A 19,242-nucleotide genomic window follows, 5' to 3' on the forward strand; every position below is an offset into this window, starting at 1 on the left:
CGCTATTCTCGTTTATTTAAGCAATCTTCTAAATGTTTCACTTCCCATATTATGCTTCACAAGAATAATAAATTTTGTTCAATTTTTTTCCAAAACTATGTATTTTTTTTGAACAGTATATAATGTCCTCGACATCATTTTACAAAATCAACCGCTACTTTGTCATGTTTTTCTCAAAAAAGAAGAAAAGTTGACAAAAATAAAATAGGAAAGTGACATGCACTCTCCTATTTTATTTCTCTATGCATATGAATGTAAACCGGCAATAATTAAGTTTACTACAATAAAGTTAAACATAATAATTGCAAAACCAATTACTGCAAGCCAAGCTGATTTCTCTCCATGCCACCCTTTAGATAATCGTAAATGTAGTACTGCAGCATAAAAGAGCCACGTTATAAGTGCCCAAACCTCTTTCGGATCCCAGCCCCAAAAACGCGTCCACGCTATTTGAGCCCAAATCATTGCAAAAATTAACGCTCCTAATGTGAAAACTGGGAATCCAATTGCAATAGATCGATATCCGATTTCATCTAGTAAATCACTATTCGTATTCTTTACTAACGGCTGAAGTGCTGCCGATACTCGCTTCCGTAAAACAAGTCTTAATACAATATAAAGTAATGTTCCAACTAACACTGACCAAATAACAGTATTTAATTTCTTCGCATTTACAATCGCTGGAACTTCAACTGCCGGTTCTAATTTATTTTCTGTCAGTAACTTCCCTTCATGCGGTCCAACTAAAGCCGGAAGATTGTACTTCATTTCCAGTTGCTGTTCATTTTTATCAACCCATTGAAACTTCGCTTCATATTTCATACTAGAAAATACCGTTGTTACTCCAATAAATCCAACTGTACAAACAAGTGTAAATACTACCGTCTCTAGCCAAAATGTCCGTTTACTTCTCGTTGATTGATCTACATTTTTTAATAAATACATAACGCCCGTAATAAAACTAATCGCTAAAATTGCTTGTCCTGCTGCTGCAGTCGTCACGTGAATATGTAACCAATTACTTTTTAAAGATGGAATAAGCGGAGATATTTCCCTCGGAAACATACTTGCATAGGCAATTAATAAAAGCGCAACTGGTAATGCAAATAGTCCAATTATACTTACACGGTACATAAAATACATTACAATAAATGCTCCTACAAGCATCATGCCGAAAAATGTACCGAATTCAAAAAAGTTACTAACTGGTGCATGCCCTGATGCGATCCACCTTGTAACAAAATATACTGTTTGTGCTATAAACCCTAAAATTGTAATTGTTATTCCTACATTTGCCCATTTATGACCCTTTTCTTTAATGGCTCCACCAAAAAATAGAGTCGCAATTAAATATAAAATAAATGCGGTAAAGAGAAAGTTACTACTTATTTGCACCATATCGTTTCCCCACCTTAACTAATTTTTTTATCGATTACTTTATCATTTGGCTGTGGAATTGCTGTACCTTCTATTACTCTTTCAATATCTTTCTTTAAACCGAACCAATTTTTATTCGTATGCCCTGCAATCCACCATTCATCATTAACACGTTGTATCCAAATACGGCGATGATTCCAATACATACCTTGAATGACACCAACCATAAATATAAACCCTCCAATACCGAGAATCCAAAGCGTTAAATCTTTTCTTACAGTAAGTGCTGTTGCATTTTGCATTTCAACACCTGCAAACGACATTTTATATTTGTTGTTTCCATCAGGTTCTATATTTTGCTGAATACCAACAAAACTCACTTCACCATCTGGTGTTTCAGGTGTAAACATTTTAAATACAAATGCAGGATTGTTCGGTAATTTCGTTTTTGTATTTGGTTTTCCATTCTCATCGAAATAAAAATCAGGAAAATAGCTTAATAGTTCTAGAGAATAACCATTTCCTAAATCATATTTTTCCTTAGGATTCGTTAAATCTACTTTAATCGGTCCCCATTTTTGATTATTTTCTTTATTTTGCAAGTTGAAGGACATACTTTTAAATTCACTTTCTTTATAATCCACTTGATACACTGCAAATTGATCAAATTTCAGTGGTTCATTTACTCGAATTTCCGCTTCTTTTACTTTTTCCAACTTTGGTTTTTGCCCTGCTATATTTTCGCCCACAGCTTTATATAATACAGCATTCGTTTGGAAGTTTTTCGCAATCATTTTATCGCCTACACGATCAATCGCTTCCTCAAAAACTTCCTTGTCCTTACTTTTATCATAAACTTCTTTTATAAATTTCTCGTTTTTTAAGTAGTATTGTCCATCCGTCCCTGGTATTTCTTTCGTTTCACCATCACGTAACCAAAGTGCTTCGTCTACGTACATACTCGGTAAAAAACGAAGCATCGCACCGAATAAAAAGATAATAAGACCGATATGATTTACATATGGACCCCAACGCGAGAAGCGTCCCTTTTCTGCTAAAACGTTTCCGTCTTCCACTTTCACGTTATAGTTTCTTTTCTTTAAATTCTTTTGCACTCTTTCCAGGTCACCATCTTTCGGTGTACCAGTCCCATATAATCTCTGTCTCTTTAAAAAGCTAGGATGTCTTTTTACGCCTTGCTTTTTTAAAGCTTTATAAAGTGGAATAACGCGGTCTAAACTACATATCACAAGTGAAATACCGATAGAAGCAATCAAAATCATATACCACCATGAACCGTATAAATTATTAAATCCTAATTGATAGTATAATTGCCCTAAAAATCCGTATTCTTGTTTATAATATTCAGCTGGTGCAATCCCTGGAGTTATGTACATTTCTTGCGGAAAAATAGTTCCTATCGCTGATGCAGCTAAAGTTATTACGATTAGCCATACACCCACTTTTACAGAAGAGAAAAAGCTCCAAATTTTATCGACTATCGTTTTTGTTTGCGTGAGAGATCTCCGTGCACTCCCCTCATAGCGCATATCCAATAGTTTTGCATTTTCATTGCTTTCAAATGGTTTCCCGCAAGCTTCACAAAAAACGGTTCCTATCGGATTAACATGTCCACATTCACATTTAATTTCTTTCAACACTCTCACCGCCCCTGTCTCTATATGTACTATTGTATATTCTAACCTCGAGTTACCGCAATACTCAGAATTTTTAAACCAGAGGCACTATAGACACGCACCTCTTATGTAAAGGCTTTCTTTATTACGGAGTAATTTTCTTTAAATACCCTTCTAACTGTTCTTTCGTTTGTTCACCTATAATTTGCTCCACTACTTTTCCATCTTTATCAATCAAAAAGCTTGTCGGTAATGGACCTACTCCATATGTTCCTATAATCTTTTGTCCTTTATCAATAGCAACTGGGAATTTCAAACCATATTGGTTCACAAAGTTCTTTACTGCAATATCCGTTTCATCCGCATCTAACGCTATGATTTCAACGCCTTTTTCTTTATACTTTGGATATAATTCATTCATATAAGGCATTTCTTTTTCACAAGGTTTACACCACGTACCCCAAAAGTTTAAAAATACACCTTTTCCCTTTAAATCTTTTAGTTCAATTTTCTTCCCTTCTAAATCCGTCACAACAAAGTTAGGTGCTTCTTTTCCGATTTGCATTTTCTCTTTATTAGCAAAGAATCCTTGATAAAGGGTAAATCCTACAGCACCACATAAAATGAGTAGAATAATAACGCGAAATAATAAGCGATTTTTCTTCATATTACCTCTCCTCTCCTCGGTAAATGTTATGTATTATCTTCTGTAAATGTTGTATTGAATAAATCACCAGCAGAGCACTCCACTGGTGAATTTTTAACTCTATAGCTTATCTTGGCTTTGTAGAAGCAAGCGCGCGTAATTGTTTCACCTCATGTGGTGTCAATTCTCTCGCATCACCAGGTCGCAGGCTTCCTACTTCTAAGAAAGCATAACGTTCACGTTTTAATTTCACTACTTTACAGTCTAACGCTTCAAACATACGACGTACTTGACGGTTACGTCCTTCATGAATTGTTAATTGTACAATAGCCATTTCTTTACGCTTGTCCCAAGAAATAATTTTCACATGTGCTGGTGCTGTTTTACCGTCTTCTAGTGCAACACCGCGTTCTAACATGCGAATTTTCTCACCTGTTAATGGGCCTTTTATTTTTGCAACATACGTTTTTTCAACTTTATATTTAGGATGCATTAATATATTTGCGAAGTCCCCGTCGTTTGTCATTAATAATACTCCTGACGTATCATAATCTAGACGTCCGATTGGGAATAAACGTTGTGTAATTTCAGGGAAAAAGTCTGTTACAACACTTCTACCTTTATCATCTGATACACTTGAAATTACACCAGTTGGTTTATATAGTAAAAAATAAACAGGTTCTTCTTTTTCAAGAGGGATGTTATTTACTTCTACTTTATCTTGAGGAGTTACTTTTGTTCCTAACTCTTTCACTATTTTTCCGTTAACTTTCACTTTTCCTTGCTGAATTAATTCCTCAGCCTTTCTTCTCGATGCAATACCTGCTTGCGCAATCACTTTTTGTAATCGTTCCATTTCTTTTTTTCACCTCGAATTTATCTTACCTTACATTAGAAAGACTTGGCAACCGCATACGCTTTACGGTTATTCGCTCCATCTCACTTAAACAACATAGCGATGATATTAAACATATAAAGGTCAAATCATGTTTTTATCCTTTATTATTGTCCATATTTTTCATATTTCTCACAATAAAAGTTCATCATTTTGTCAAAAATACCACATAAAAAAACCACTATTAAGCTACACCTTAATAGTGGTCGTATACGTATTATACGCGAAATAGCATAAAAAATGAATAGCTTTACTGAAACAATAGGGAAACAAAGACAATCGAGCAAATAATTCCGATTAAATCTGCAAAAAGACCTACTTTTAATGCATCTCCCATTTTTCTAATACCAACAGCTCCGAAGTATACTGTTAAAATATAAAAAGTCGTATCTGTACTCCCTTGCATCGTAGAAGCTAATCTCCCAATGAATGAGTCTGGCCCATATGTGGCAATTAAATCAGTCGTAATACTTAGACCAGCAGAACCTGAAATAGGGCGTATTAGTGCTAATGGAACGATTTCTGCTGGAACATGAATTAAATCTAGCATTGGCTTCATTACTGATATCATTGCATCTAGCGCACCTGAAGATCGGAATATAGAAATAGAAACAAGCATTCCAACCATAAACGGTAAAATGGAAATTGCAATTTGAATCCCTTCTTTTCCTCCCTCAACGAACGATTCATACGTCGGCACTTTCTTTATCGTGCCATATAAAAGGATAAAACCAATTACACAAGGGATTACCCATAAGGAAATTGTATTTACAATACTCATTTTTTCCGCCCCTTTCTACTCCTTCTTCGGTAAAAATAGCGGTCAATCCAAATCGCTCCAATCATAGAAAGTACTTGTGCAATAAATGTTACCCCAACAATTTCAGTAGGATTGGCTGATTCATACGTCATTCGAATTGAAATGACTGTCGTAGGAATTAATGTAATAGCTGATGTATTTAATGCTAGAAACGTCACCATAGAACGGCTCGCCGAATCCTTTCCTCCATTTAACTCTTTTAGTTGTTCCATCGCTTTAATACCAAGAGGGGTTGCTGCATTACCTAGACCAAAAAAGTTTGCCATCATATTTGATAGAATAAATCCCATGGACGGATGGTCCTTTGGTATTTCTGGAAACAACCTTTTTACTATCGGCATAAAAAGCGAAACTAATTTTTTTAACAATCCGGCTTCCTCTGCAATTTTCATTAAACCAAGCCAAAATACTAAAACACTAATAAGTCCTATACAAATCGTTACTGCATCTTTTGCTCCGTCAAATACAGCCTTATTCACTTCTTCCATCGTTCCATTTATCATGGCGTATACAATCCCAATGACAGCCATCGCTACCCATACGAGATTAACCATCGTTCCCAACACCTATCATGTAAGAAAAAATTTCTTTCACATTATTCCAGTAAAGTCCCGTTGTAGCTACTAACTTCCGTTTACTATAAAATAAATTCCGTTCTCCAACTTTCTCATTGCCAACATAAACATCTGTCTTTCCAACCTTTACTCCATCCTCAAGCGTTATACTTTTATCCAGTTCAACTTTTAATAACACGTTCTTTCTTTCCTCTTCAGTTAACGGCACGGAAAAACTATTTTTCGTATAAACATGGTTGGCATACTTCTTTTCATTTATTTCAGCAATTGCTCCTTGTCCTAAAACTTTCGTTTGCTTGAAACGTTCGAATCCTTTGTCAAATAGATTCATATGATCATTCCAATCACTAGAAGCACTCAAAGTTACGACAATTAAATCTAGTCCATCTTTTGATGCCGTTGTAACAAGCGTTCTTCCTGCTTTCTTCGTAAAGCCTGTTTTTCCTCCTGTTGCAAATTCATAATAAGACGTTACCAACTTATGTTTATTTTTCCACGGGTAATCCCAAGAATCGGATTTATACGTTTTTGTTCCAAAGATTTTTTTAAATGACTCGTTTCCCATTGCATACTTCGTTAATAACGCCATATCGTAAGCCGACGAATAATGTGATCCATCTCCATCTAAACCATGAGGGTTTGAGAAGTGAGTATCTTTCATTCCAATTTCTTTCGCCTTTTCATTCATTAAATATACGAATCCATCTATACTCCCACCCACACTTTCAGCAATTACTTGCGCTGCGTCATTACCAGATCTAAGCATGAGTCCGTATACTAAATCTTCTAACTTCACTTTTTGTCCAGGCTTTAAATAGATTGCTGATCCTTCCACCCTCACCGCTTCATTGCTAACTGACACCATTTCTTTCATCTTCCCTGATTCAGCAGCTAACAAGGCAGTCATAATTTTTGTTATACTAGCAATTTTTTGAGGTTCATGTTCTGCTTTTCCGTATAATACACGACCAGACTGTTGCTCCATTAATACAGCATTTCGAGCACTGACATTGCTGTTCATCTTTGCATATGTAGGAATTGGCATAACGCTTGCGTACATAATAAGAAGCGTAATGATTACACAAATTCGTCTCATATTTCCCCCCACGTCCTTTTGGCACTTTTTGTACAAGTGTATGCTTGGCCTTTTAAAATATGAACGAAATCTTCCTTCTGCTTTCATTAAAAAAGACGCAGAGAATTTGCGTCTAATATGGTGTCCATTCAATTTGTTTCGCAGTTTCAAACCTTTTTTCTACATCAGGCCAATTTACAACATTCCACCAGTTTTTAATATATTCATCTTTTCGATTTTGGTATTGTAAATAATACGCATGTTCCCAGACATCTAGTACAAGGAGTGGTATCGTATCCCATTGTGTAAATAATTGATGAAGTGTACTTTGCAAAATTTCTAACCTTCCAGACCGGGGCACCCAAACGAGAATTGCCCAGCCTGAACCTTCTACTTTAGAGGCCGCTTCTGTAAAATGTTTTTGGAAACGTAAAAAGCTCCCAAAATCTTGTTCGATTTGTTGTGAAAAAGCACCTCTTGGACTTCCACCACCGTCTTTTTTCATGTTATTCCAAAATATCGTGTGTAAGTAATGACCTGACCCATGAAAAGCCGCTTCTCTCTCCCAATGCTTAATTAAATCAAATTGATTTGTTTTTCTCGCTTCTTCCATCATCTTCTCTGCTTTATTTAACCCTTCCACGTAACTCCGATGATGTTTATCATGGTGTAACATCATAATTTCTTTAGAAATATACGGTTCTAACGCATTATACGGATAAGGTAATGGCGGGAGTGTATGTCCTCCAATTGGAACAGCTCGTTCGCTATCCCCTCTTTCATATAATTCATATTCCTCTTCTTCTTGCATAAATACTTCCTGCAAGTGATGCTGAATGTGTTCTACATCATCACTTATTTCATACATAAACTCTGCATCTGTTTCATACTCATGCTCTTTCATACGCTCTAACAACGTCTGAATTTTATAAGCAAGCATATGGACATCATACACTTCCATTGCGCGGCTATCTAATACGTGAAGAACACTTTCACACCAATTTTCTACTTCATGAAAGTAATCTGTAAATACACCTTGCTGATTCATGTTGCACCTCCCTAATGCTATCCACTTAACTATATTCAATGAAAATCCCTTATATAACTGTACAAAAGGAAAAGAAGCTAAGTCACCTTAGCTTCTTTTCCCCAATCAATATTTGTGTAACATCTTTGTCTGATAATCCGTCTCATAATATTCTAGTTCTTCACGCATCAATTGAAATTTACCTTCTAAACTCTTCATCACTTGCCCCAATGATGCAGGTGGTGTTTGTTGAAAAACGATAGAATTTTTTCCGGTATATGCAGACCGACTATTTTCATACCAATAATCACTCTTCGGTGAAAAAAACTCTGCAATTACTTGATGGTAAATCTTATATAAAATTTTTTCAGCTGCTGTTTTTCGAAATGGCTGACTATTCAACAAAACAAAACATGCATCATGTCCTTCTTCGCAAAAAACGAGAAGTCGTCTCATTGATGCTAATAACCCTTTATAATATTGCTCGTTCCCTGCCGGTGTCTCCTCTAATAAAGAAGGCAACGTATGATAATTTACATAATTGGTTATTAAATGAATAGCATCTTCTAAAAATATAGAAACTTGTTCTGTTTGATTTTCAACCATCAAATTAGACATTTTTCTCTCTCCTTTGCCATTTCACACTATTTCTACTCTTTTATTTTTATGTAATTCAGCCAATATTTCTTGTACTTTCAACACCGTTCCTTCATCAAAATATTGTTGAAATTCTTCCATATTATTTAAATACAAACGTTTTTGCGCACGAAGCTCCCTATCTTTCACTAAACAACATATCGCTACAATATCGCGCAAATATATGTTTTGTTCTTCTACTTTATACACTGGATTTCCTTCAAAAGGAGTAATTTCTTGTAAAACTTCTTCAAAATATCGAACGTATAAAACCGAAAAAGTTTTCTCTTTATCATTTAATATATATGTCACTTCAGATCTGTTAAAAAAATCCTCTGATGTATTAGGTTTCGCTTTTTCTAACTCATATCCTACATAACCTTTTATAATCATATACTCCCCTCTCCTCCTTTTTTTATCTTATTCTAACTTAATTTTCTGATAAACAAAATATTCTTTTAAATATACCTATATAAAAAATAGCTCCCCTATACAGGAATTTACCTTTTTATTTTTCTTGAAGTTTGTCATAATAATATTATTGTCTCAGTTTTCTTACACAAGGAGAGTTGTATTTATGTCGTTTTCATGGAAACGTTTCTTACAAATCGGGAAAATTATCTTCCCATTTGTTGTATTAACAATTGTATTCTTTCAAGCAAAAAAAGAATTAGCGGGCATTTCTTTTTTAGAAGCGATTGATACAATTAAAAACATTCCAACTGGAGGAGTCTTTTTAGCAATTACACTTGGTGCATTCGCTGTATCAACAATGTTCTTTTATGACTATGTTATGCTTCGTTACTTAAAAGCTGATATTCCTGTCCAAAAGATTTTCCGTATCTCGTGGATTGCTAATACTTTAAATGGATTTATCGGGTTTGGTGGTCTCGTTGGAGCCGGCGTACGCACAATGCTTTATCGTCCATACATAAAAGAAAATGGAAAACTTATTAAAAGTATCGCTTGGATGACAACTGCCTTTATTAATGGATTAGCCATTCTTTCATTTCTTGGTCTTATCGGAATATTAGACACGAGATTTATTTTGCATGAAAAACCATGGCTATGGCCTGTTCTTATCTTCTTTGCTCTTTTCGTTCCTATATATATCGGGTTTTCTAAATTAAAAAATAGAAAAGCGACGCAAACAGAGGGACAAGAAGAAGAGGAGAAGAACCCAACCGTTTTATACTCATTAGTTTCATTAGTCGAATGGGTATCTGCTGGTATTGTTATGTACGTCATATTATTATTATTTGGCATTGAAATCGAATTCCAAAAGTTTTTAGGCGTATATGTCATTGCTGCTTTAGCTGGTGTCGTTAGTCTTGTTCCTGGTGGCCTTGGATCATTTGACCTTGTCTTCTTAACTGGGCTTGGGCAATACGGCATCGATACAGGTGTTTTACTCCCTGCTATGTTATTATATCGTCTCGTCTATTACATCTTACCATTCTGCCTTGGTCTCATTTTTGCAGCTTTTGAAATGACAGGAGTAGCCATTAAAAAGTTTGAAGATAAACCTTTTATTGCGCCTGCATTAGAGACAACTGGTGTTATATGGACCTTGCAGCGTGACTTTCTAGGAAAGTTAGGTTCTTGGGCATCTGCTGCTTTAACAGTATTTGCTGGCTTAATGGTTATTTTATCAACCATTCTACCGACAAGTATAAATCGGGCACACGCCTTACATATTCTAGCTCCAAAACACCTTATTCAATTTTCTTTTAGCTTATCACTAACATTCGGTATTCTCCTACTCATTCTTTCACGGGGGATATATTACGGAACAAAACGTTCTTATTATATGACGATTGTTTCTTTAATTGGAGCGGCTATTTTTAATACACTAAAAGGAATTGATGTTGAAGAAACGTTTATTTTATTAATCGTACTCGCTGTATTGTATATGCTTCGTAAAAGGTTTGTACGTGAGAAAATGGAAGTCTCACTTTCCGATATCGTAAAAGTTTTTATATTCCTACTTGTAACGTTATATTTATATAAAAACTTAGGTATTTTATTTGCAGGTGCAAAGGAAGCTTTCAAACCTGATTTTGTCGTTCGTAATATTACACAAGTGAAACGAAGTGCATTAGCAGCTGCCTTTTTTGTTCCTACTTTTTTACTAATTGGTTCACTCATTGCAAATCGTTATCGAAATGAATTTCCCGGGCAACCAGCTAATGATAAAAGATTACAAAACTTCTTAGATGAACATGGTGGAAATGTACTTAGTCATTTAGGTTTTTTAGGAGATAAGCAGTTCTTTTTCAGTAGTGATGGAAAAGCACTCATTCTCTTCTCAATAACTGGAAAACGACTTATTGTACTAGGTGATCCAATTGGTGACCCTTCCTCCTATCGTACTGTATTGCAAGAGTTTTTAGCTGAGGCTGATCGATTTGGATACATTTGTGTATTCTACCAAATTGAAAGTAAATGGATGAGTTTATATCACGATTTTGGTTATAACTTCTTTAAGCTCGGTGAAGAAGCTGTTGTTGATTTAAATACCTTTACAATAACAGGAAAGAAACGTGCTGGCATGCGAGCTACTTTCAACCGTTTTGAAAGAGAAGGCTATACATTCTCTATTCATGAGCCACCTTTCTCCGACGAATTATATGAAGAGTTAAGAAAAGTTTCAGATGCATGGCTTGGTGGAAAAAAAGAGAAAGGTTTTTCACTCGGATACTTCGATCGTGAATATATTAGTCGCGCTCCTATCGCAACATTATCTGATGCGGATGGAAAAATTATTGCATTCACAACATTCATGCCCGTATATCAAAACGGATCATTATCTGTCGATTTAATGCGATATTATCCAGATGCGCCTAGCGGCATTATGGACGCAATTTTCATCCACTTATTCCAATGGGCAAAAGAAAATGAGTACCACTCCTTTAATATTGGTATGGCACCACTTTCAAATGTTGGTTTATCCACACAGTCTTTCTGGTCTGAACGAGTGGCTGCTGCAATCTTTAATAACGTTCGTTATACGTATAGTTTCAGCGGATTACGACATTTTAAAGAAAAATATAAACCAGCATGGAGCGGTAAATATTTAGCATTTAGGAAGAATCATTCTTTACCAATTACAATGCTCTCTGTAACAAAATTAATAGGAAAAAGAAAAAACAGCTAAATTCTTAGCTGTTTTTTCTTTTTTGAACTTGTACAATAAATTCTTTTTCATACTTCTTACCATTTATATAGAAATTCCCCCACATTTTATACGTGCCCTCGGCAGGAAATGTAATCCGGTATTGTAATTGCTCATCCGTATCTACAGGCATAGCGTATAAAAAGTTCTCCTTCGTTTCATCCACGATATAGAGTGACTCTACTTCTCCTCTCTCTGAATGTAATTTCAATTTTTCACCCTTTTTCGCTTGAAACTGAAATGTTAACGTAACTGGTTCATTCGGATGTAATGCGCCAAATAAAAGAGAAACTTCATACTCTCCTATTTTTTTTGTAAGTACACTGTCGATTGGAAATTTCACTTTTTTCTTATTGTTCTCCTCTTTCGTTCTACCAAAATCTTTCCTAGCGAATGACTCTACGGACTTATTTTTATCTTCGTATAAAAATATTGTATATTCTTCGTCTTTCGCTATTTTGGAAGATAACTTATATGACCCGTTCCCTGCAAATGTAGGTTTAATTTGTTGTATGTGTTTTAACTGTCCATCTACAATCACTGCCCGAATTTGATCATTTACACCACGAATTTCATTATTCTTTTTGTTTAACAACTGAAATAAAATATCTACTTTCTCATTTCCCTTTCCATTTGACACATCCCACTTTACTTCCTGAACATCTCCTACAGTCTCTTCGTTTTCTTGATATTTTTTTATGTAAAATCCTCCTGCCACAATAAGTACTAACGCAATAAGTCCAATGACAAGATTTTTCAAAACATCACCTACCATTTTTATTGTCTCTGTTCATACAAAACTTCTTAAGGTATATATTCTAGATTATGATTTATGAAATCCTCCTATTTTGCACATATTACAAATAATAAAAAGATTTTAATTGAAAGGATTCGTAGTGTATAATGCAAATGATATTGATTTCTATCAATACATTATAAGGAGGACTTTTCATGAGTGTACATATCGAAGCAAAACAAGGCGAAATCGCTGAATCTATTCTATTACCTGGTGATCCATTACGTGCAAAATATATCGCTGAAACATTTCTAGAGGATGTTACTTGCTATAATAACGTACGTGGTATGTTAGGTTTCACTGGAACTTATAAAGGAAAACGTGTATCTGTTCAAGGTACAGGTATGGGTGTTCCTTCTATTTCTATTTATGTAAACGAATTAATCCAAAGCTACGGAGTTAAAAATTTAATTCGCGTTGGAACTTGCGGTGCAATTCAAAAAGATGTAAAAGTTCGTGATGTTATTATCGCAATGACGGCTTGTACTGATTCTAATATGAACCGTTTAACATTCCCAGGATTTGATTTTGCACCAGCTGCAAACTTTGATCTTTTAAAGAAAGCTTACGATGCTGGAACTGAAAAAGGATTACACGTTCGTGTCGGTAACGTTTTAACAGCAGATGTGTTTTATCGTGAAAGCATGGACATGGTTAAAAAACTTGGAGATTACGGTGTATTAGCAGTAGAAATGGAAACAACTGCTCTTTACACATTAGCAGCGAAATACGGTGTAAATGCATTATCTGTATTAACAGTTAGCGATCACATCTTCACTGGCGAAGAAACAACATCTGAAGAGCGTCAAACTACATTTAACGAAATGATTGAAATCGCTTTAGATGCAGCAATTCAACAATAATACACTAAAGAACTTGTCATACGTCTGGCGAGTTCTTTTTATGTGACTTTTTATAAATAACTATTTTATAAAGAGACAGATTTCTCCCCTCTACTTTCTTGTAACGTTTGTTATAATAAAGTGAAACTTTAATCAGTGGGGATTTTTCCCATTCCCCATTGATTATTAGTTGAACCAATCAGGATTTTACGGGCAGTTGATCTCCCGCCTAACTCCCTTGTATTTGCCGAATTTTGAAGTAGGAGTCTTATTACCTGTTAAGGCGGGATAAAGAAATCATTTACAGTATTTCTCATAAGAGGTGACGCAGTGAAAAACAGAAGTATCGTCTTTAAACTATTTTTATTAACATCCACTTTATTTACAATCATATTCCTACTTTTTTTCCTAGGACAATCTCTATTTTTAGAGAAATTTTATATTAATAAGAAAGTAAAAACAGTTCAAACTGCTTTTGAAAAATTCGTAGATAATTATGATAAAAGTGATAAAAGTTATGAGCAGGTTAGAAAACTAAAACAAGAATTTCATGATAAAACAAATGCAGATATGCAGTTTTTGGATTCTAACGGTATTATTAAAAGTGATAACAATTACTATATCGATGTATTTAATCCCAACAATAATAAACAGTATTCCATTCCACTCAATAATCTTTTAACACCAGAAGAATATAATAAATTCGAAAATTTAGGTTTAAAAAAAGATGTAATAATCAATGTTGATGGAGTCGTACAAGAGAATAATATAATCACACCACAAAAATTAGGAACGAATTATAATCAATGGCAGAACGAACATTTCTATTCGGATTTTCAGTCAATTAATGGTAACCCTTCTAAGAACAGACTTGCAAGCCGATACAAATCTACAACTCGAATCGTCTTTACAGGTGTTATAACTAAGTTACAGCTCCCATCCAAAGCTGAGGTTCGTCTTGCAAATGATATTGAAACATTACAAGCCGTTCAATATTTCGCAGATATGATTAGAGAGGGCACTTCTAACTCGAACCAATTAAGTACTTTTATATTAGATGGTGGAGAAAATATAAAAAATAGTATCTTTGTAAAACCGATTATAGAAAATGGAAGGATTACAGAATACGCTTTTGCGATAGCATCTTTGCAGCCTGTTAATGAAGCGATGCTCGTTTTAAAAGATTATTATGTTTATGCCTTAATTATCGTGTTTCTCGTTATTATTTTGTTATCCTTCTACTACTCAAAAATCATTGTTAAGCCATTAATTAAAATAAATCGTGTTACAAAAAAAATGGCTAATTTTGATTTCAGCGAGAAATTACCTGTTACAGCTGACGATGAAATTGGCGGGCTTTCTGGCAGTATCAATACATTATCTGTAAATTTAAAAGATCGAATCGATCGATTAAATGTCGCTAATACAAAGTTACAACAAGATATTGAACGTGAACGTCAATTGGAAAAAACAAGAAAAGAATTCATTTCTGGCGTGTCACACGAATTAAAAACACCACTGAGCGTAATTAGAAGTTTTGCAGAAGGAATTAAAGATGGTGTTAGTAAGGATACTTCGTATTATACTGATGTTATTTTAGAAGAAACAGAAAATATGAACAGGCTGATTGTTGAAATGTTAGAATTAGCAAAGTTGGAATCTGGTACTTACAAACTAGATATGACGACGTTCTCAATCGGTGAATTAACGCAACAAGTCTACACAAAATTATTATTTAGCATGGAAGAAAAACATTTACAAGTCAACATCGATGCAGACCCTTCTATACTTGTTAAAGCAAATCGCAGTCGCATTGAGCAAGTAGTTGTGAACTTACTAAGTAATGCAATCCGTTATACGCCAGATGGAGAAAAAATACAAGTCTCTATTATAGAGGCAGAAGATACCGTAAAAGTCGAAATCGAAAATACAGGAAACCCTATCCCTGAAGAAAGTCTTGAAAAAATTTGGGATCGCTTCTATCGTCTAGATGCATCACGTAGCCGTCACACTGGAGGTACTGGTCTCGGATTATCTATTGTAAAAAACATTTTAGACCTCCATCATGCCGAATACGGTGTGTATAATACGACTAACAGTGTTGTATTCTATTTCAATTTACAAAAAGTAAAAGAAGTCAAATAATTTGTCTTAATTTCACTAGGAGTTCACATGAAATTCACACTCTCCCTTTATAGTAAGAAACAAGTTAATCCTTTCCTTTACACATATAAAAGAGGAGAGTGCGTGAAATGAAACAAGCAGGACAACCTATTCAAAATGAAAAACAATTAGAAACTATCAAAAATATACTTTTACAATCTTCGAAACGTGATGGCTTATTATTCGTATTAGCTGTAAATTCTGGCTTAAAAGTAAGTGAAATCTTACAATTAAAAGTTAGTGATGTAATCGATGAAAATGAAAATGTTCGCCATTCCATTTTATTTTACAATGAAAAAGTGAAGAAACATAAATGGTTTGCTGTAAATGAAGACTTACAGCACGCAATCGAAGACTACATGAAAGAACGTAAAACTTGGAAACGTAATGAACCATTGTTAAAATCTCAAAAAGGAACAAAATCTATTACGAGACAACATGCATGGTACATTTTAAACAAAGCTGCAAAAGAAGTTGGATTAGAAGGGATTAGCTCACATACACTTCGAAAAACTTGGGGTTATTGTGCATACAAATCAGGTGTTGATATTGCATTTTTACAACACTTCTTTGATCACAGTACTCCATCAAAAACTTTAAAGTATATCGGTATTGCTTAATAACTCTTATACATAAAAAAGGTTACCATTTGAAAATTTGGTAACCTTTTTTATATTTCATATTCTCTTTTCTTGTCTCTCCTATACTGTAGTGGTACTCTAATACTAAGGGGGAGAAATTATGAACACACTTACAATTGAATTACCAAAAGAAACGGCTGAAAAACTTGATTTATTAAAACAAGCTTATGAAAAGAAAACAGGTGCTTCTATCTCTGAGAGCACTCTCGTTCAAACACTTATCTCAAAAGAATTTATCCAGGCGATAACTCCTTTTGATTTACAACAATTTGTCAACGGAAAAGAACAGCATTAATCGCTGTTCTTTTTTTATCTCTATTTAAAATATACAAAGTTTTTTATATATTTTTAGAAAAACCATTGACAATGATAATGATAACCATTATCATTTATTATGAAGCCAACAATTGATGAATCAACCAAACGCTCAGTAACATTGTTACCCCTCTTTTTCATATAGAAAGGCACTGTACATTCCCCCTGTTTGTACAGTGCCTTTCTTGTTTATTATCATTCAAAAAAATTTAATTGCTCCGGCTTCGGCTCACCATATGTAATGTTCATCATTTTCATAAGCTGTTTCGCATTATCTGCTGCATCCCCACCTGAATTGTTGTTAAACAGTACGTATATATCCTTTGTTTTCTTTTTTAATTGCTCTAGTCGTTCAACCCATTCTTCCAGTTCTTTATTGTTGTAGCGATATAAACAGCGAACCGCTCTCCAATTTTCCCCTTTATCAAGCCAACCATGAACATTTCGACCGTGAAAACGTATTAATGCCATGTCTGAATTCGTAACCTCTAACACGAGTGGCACAGAACCTATCCCAGCCTGTGGTTCATCACAAATTGTATGAACCCATTTCTCCTGTTCTAGAAACTGTAACGTCTTATCTCTCATTTCTGGATAAAACCATGTTTGATTTCGAAATTCTATTGCACATGGTAAACCTTCCATTTTTTCTTTCGTATATCGAAGAAAATCTACATTTTTCTTTTTGCAATCAAACCATGGTGGATATTGAAATAAAATTGTTTTTAATTTATCAGCTTCTAATAAAGGAAGAATAGACTGTTTATACAAATCAAACATCTCATCGAACGTAGAAAAAGGAATTTCACCTTTCATATGTCCTGTCATTCCTTGATACGCTTTTACGACAAAAGAAAAATCTTTCGGCGTTTCCATTGCCCATTTTATATAATTTCGTGCAGGTTGCATCGCGTAAAATGAACTATCCACTTCCACAATAGGAAAATACTCGCTATATGTTCGTAATTTATTTCTATTTTCATAGGAATCTATGTATAAAGAATTATGATCTCCCCATCCTGTCACTCCAATGAACAGCACATATATCCCTCCCTTTTTAACTTCATCTTCTATTCACTTTCCAAACACTTTGCATTATGTAGCCTTTTCTTTAAGAGTATCCTTATAAAAATATGATATACTATATGGAAGAATTTTTAAAATGAGGGGTTATTTATTTATGCTTCCAAACGATGCTACTGTATCTCATGAAAAACGAATTGAAGAACTAGAAAATAAAGTGCGTTTTTATGAAGAACTTGTGAATCAATTACCACATCATTTCACATACAAAAATCCACATATTGGTTTACGAATAAAGAAAACCAGAACAACTCATTCCATTCAAGAAATACCAAAAGAAAATAAAGAAGCTAATTTTCAACTTACTTGTGATTCATTATTTTTATTTGAACAACTTGAAAAACACTTTGTTCATATTTTTGATGCCTTTTCACATCATGTAACCTTTGTCGATAGTAAAGGGAATATTACTTTATGTAATCAAGTTGCCGCAGATGATTTCGGTGTAATACGCAATGATATTATTGGAAAACCAATTCAACAATTACTAAACTTGCCGGAAGAAAAAATTAAAGCAATTGAAACATTAAGAACGGGAACAGAAATATATAATGAAGAAGTTTTAGACAAAAATTACGGTATTATAAATAACCGAATTATTCGTGATTATAACGGTGAGATTTTTAGAGTTATTAGTGTCTTTCATTATTTAAATACAGAACGTGATGCAGAGAAGTTTTCGTTAGCAGGGCGAATCGCAGCTGGAATTGCACACGAAGTACGAAATCCTCTTACAACAGTACGAGGATACTTACAATTTTTACAAGAAAGCGTTTCTACATCAAATCAAGAGTTATTTAAAAACTTGCTTATCCCTGAATTAGATCGTGCAAATAATATTATTACAAAATTTTTAGCTGTTTCAAAAACACGGGAATTTACAAGAGAACCGTTTCCGATCAATACATTTTTACGTGACTATATTCAACAGTTACTAGCTAGTGAAGTCTCCTTGCATAACATTTCAATTGATTATAACTTCTCTAATGAATTAGATGATATTTTAGTCAATATTGATCGACATGAACTTGTTCAAGTGTTTTTAAATCTATTTCAAAATGCCGTCGATGCTCAAGGCGACAAACCTCTTTCTATTCAAATCACTAGTTATCGCCTTGATAACTTCGTTCGGATTACTTTCACAGATAATGGAATTGGTATTCCTCCAGCTATTCAAGAATATATCTTTGATCCATTCTTCTCAACGAAGGATTCGGGAACAGGACTAGGCTTGTCAGTAACAAAAAAAATCATCCAAAATCATAACGGCACATTAAAAATGACTAGTAATGAAGATGGTACAACTTTCACTATTTCAATTCCAATCTTACCTAAAACAACCCTTGAAAAATTAAATCAATGTAAATAAAGGACTAATCCACGAACTACATGCCAATTGTTAAACACTCCCAACAATTAGCATGTAGTTTTTTATGTTGCACTTTTCTTCTTTACATTATATAAACCTTTCTCTATATCTTACTTATTTCTTTCTAGGTGGGCCAATTTCTTATTTTTTTAGAAATGGTAGTTTGTCCA

General features: G+C 34.2%; 18 protein-coding genes. 6 read left to right on the forward strand and 12 right to left on the reverse strand.

What is annotated here, in order from left to right; translation table 11 throughout:
• Positions 1-240: 240 nt before the first annotated feature.
• From resC to AC1Q8L_RS04905, 10 genes are all read right to left on the reverse strand, one after another.
• On the reverse strand, positions 241-1,398 hold the full coding sequence (gene resC / locus AC1Q8L_RS04860; protein ID WP_000250087.1) for a cytochrome c biogenesis protein ResC: 1,158 nt from the start codon (positions 1,396-1,398) through the stop codon (positions 241-243).
• A 14-nt stretch (positions 1,399-1,412) separates the two neighbouring features.
• Entirely contained in the window at positions 1,413-3,038 is a 1,626-nt protein-coding gene (gene resB / locus AC1Q8L_RS04865; protein ID WP_000910517.1) for a cytochrome c biogenesis protein ResB, read from the reverse strand.
• Between the two features lie 121 nt (positions 3,039-3,159).
• Complete coding sequence (gene resA, locus AC1Q8L_RS04870) at positions 3,160-3,681, reverse strand: thiol-disulfide oxidoreductase ResA (RefSeq protein ID WP_000742194.1); 522 nt, start codon at positions 3,679-3,681, stop codon at positions 3,160-3,162.
• A gap of 106 nt (positions 3,682-3,787) precedes the next feature.
• Complete coding sequence (gene rluB, locus AC1Q8L_RS04875; RefSeq protein ID WP_000440553.1) at positions 3,788-4,516, reverse strand: 23S rRNA pseudouridine(2605) synthase RluB; 729 nt, start codon at positions 4,514-4,516, stop codon at positions 3,788-3,790.
• A 289-nt stretch (positions 4,517-4,805) separates the two neighbouring features.
• On the reverse strand, positions 4,806-5,336 hold the full coding sequence (gene spmB / locus AC1Q8L_RS04880) for a spore maturation protein SpmB (RefSeq protein ID WP_000029514.1): 531 nt from the start codon (positions 5,334-5,336) through the stop codon (positions 4,806-4,808).
• Positions 5,333-5,929 carry a spore maturation protein SpmA gene (spmA, locus tag AC1Q8L_RS04885; RefSeq protein WP_000247810.1) on the reverse strand — a complete coding sequence of 199 codons (597 nt, stop codon included), beginning with the start codon at positions 5,927-5,929 and terminating at the stop codon, positions 5,333-5,335. The genes spmB and spmA overlap by 4 nt, the downstream gene beginning before the upstream one ends.
• Positions 5,922-7,046 carry a D-alanyl-D-alanine carboxypeptidase family protein gene (locus AC1Q8L_RS04890; protein WP_023521493.1) on the reverse strand — a complete coding sequence of 375 codons (1,125 nt, stop codon included), beginning with the start codon at positions 7,044-7,046 and terminating at the stop codon, positions 5,922-5,924. The genes spmA and AC1Q8L_RS04890 overlap by 8 nt, the downstream gene beginning before the upstream one ends.
• 112 nt (positions 7,047-7,158) lie before the next feature.
• Positions 7,159-8,073, reverse strand: a complete 915-nt coding sequence (locus tag AC1Q8L_RS04895; protein WP_001075742.1) for a superoxide dismutase — start codon at positions 8,071-8,073, stop codon at positions 7,159-7,161.
• Positions 8,074-8,178: 105 nt separating this feature from the next.
• Positions 8,179-8,670 carry a YpuI family protein gene (locus AC1Q8L_RS04900; protein ID WP_000067551.1) on the reverse strand — a complete coding sequence of 164 codons (492 nt, stop codon included), beginning with the start codon at positions 8,668-8,670 and terminating at the stop codon, positions 8,179-8,181.
• Positions 8,671-8,691: 21 nt separating this feature from the next.
• Positions 8,692-9,081 (reverse strand): hypothetical protein, encoded by a 390-nt coding sequence (locus tag AC1Q8L_RS04905; RefSeq protein ID WP_000584360.1) that lies wholly within the window; start codon positions 9,079-9,081, stop codon positions 8,692-8,694.
• A gap of 184 nt (positions 9,082-9,265) precedes the next feature.
• Here AC1Q8L_RS04905 and mprF point away from each other — a divergent pair, with 184 nt between their 5' ends.
• On the forward strand, positions 9,266-11,845 hold the full coding sequence (gene mprF, locus AC1Q8L_RS04910; RefSeq protein WP_000010853.1) for a bifunctional lysylphosphatidylglycerol flippase/synthetase MprF: 2,580 nt from the start codon (positions 9,266-9,268) through the stop codon (positions 11,843-11,845).
• 4 nt (positions 11,846-11,849) lie between these two features.
• Here mprF and AC1Q8L_RS04915 read toward each other — a convergent pair whose 3' ends face one another.
• Positions 11,850-12,638 carry a DUF8832 domain-containing protein gene (locus AC1Q8L_RS04915; RefSeq protein ID WP_000232599.1) on the reverse strand — a complete coding sequence of 263 codons (789 nt, stop codon included), beginning with the start codon at positions 12,636-12,638 and terminating at the stop codon, positions 11,850-11,852.
• Positions 12,639-12,814: 176 nt separating this feature from the next.
• Between AC1Q8L_RS04915 and deoD the strand changes: the two genes are divergently transcribed.
• From deoD to AC1Q8L_RS04935, 4 genes are all read left to right on the forward strand, one after another.
• Entirely contained in the window at positions 12,815-13,522 is a 708-nt protein-coding gene (gene deoD, locus AC1Q8L_RS04920; protein ID WP_000110707.1) for a purine-nucleoside phosphorylase, read from the forward strand.
• Positions 13,523-13,831: 309 nt separating this feature from the next.
• Complete coding sequence (locus AC1Q8L_RS04925; protein WP_000797514.1) at positions 13,832-15,646, forward strand: sensor histidine kinase; 1,815 nt, start codon at positions 13,832-13,834, stop codon at positions 15,644-15,646.
• A gap of 107 nt (positions 15,647-15,753) precedes the next feature.
• The gene (locus tag AC1Q8L_RS04930; protein WP_000806236.1) at positions 15,754-16,284 is read left to right on the forward strand and encodes a tyrosine-type recombinase/integrase; all 531 of its coding nucleotides are present in this window, start codon (positions 15,754-15,756) and stop codon (positions 16,282-16,284) included.
• A 121-nt stretch (positions 16,285-16,405) separates the two neighbouring features.
• Entirely contained in the window at positions 16,406-16,600 is a 195-nt protein-coding gene (locus AC1Q8L_RS04935; RefSeq protein WP_001094860.1) for a DUF3924 domain-containing protein, read from the forward strand.
• Between the two features lie 215 nt (positions 16,601-16,815).
• On the opposite strand, the gene AC1Q8L_RS04940 is transcribed toward AC1Q8L_RS04935, so the two are convergent.
• Positions 16,816-17,661 (reverse strand): DUF72 domain-containing protein, encoded by an 846-nt coding sequence (locus AC1Q8L_RS04940; protein ID WP_000897363.1) that lies wholly within the window; start codon positions 17,659-17,661, stop codon positions 16,816-16,818.
• Positions 17,662-17,800: 139 nt separating this feature from the next.
• Here AC1Q8L_RS04940 and AC1Q8L_RS04945 point away from each other — a divergent pair, with 139 nt between their 5' ends.
• A complete protein-coding gene (locus AC1Q8L_RS04945) occupies positions 17,801-19,072 on the forward strand; it encodes an ATP-binding protein (protein ID WP_000937248.1) in 1,272 nt (423 codons plus the stop codon).
• Positions 19,073-19,242: the final 170 nt, after the last annotated feature.

Source organism: Bacillus sp. GW823-FHT06A11 (assembly GCF_058795355.1).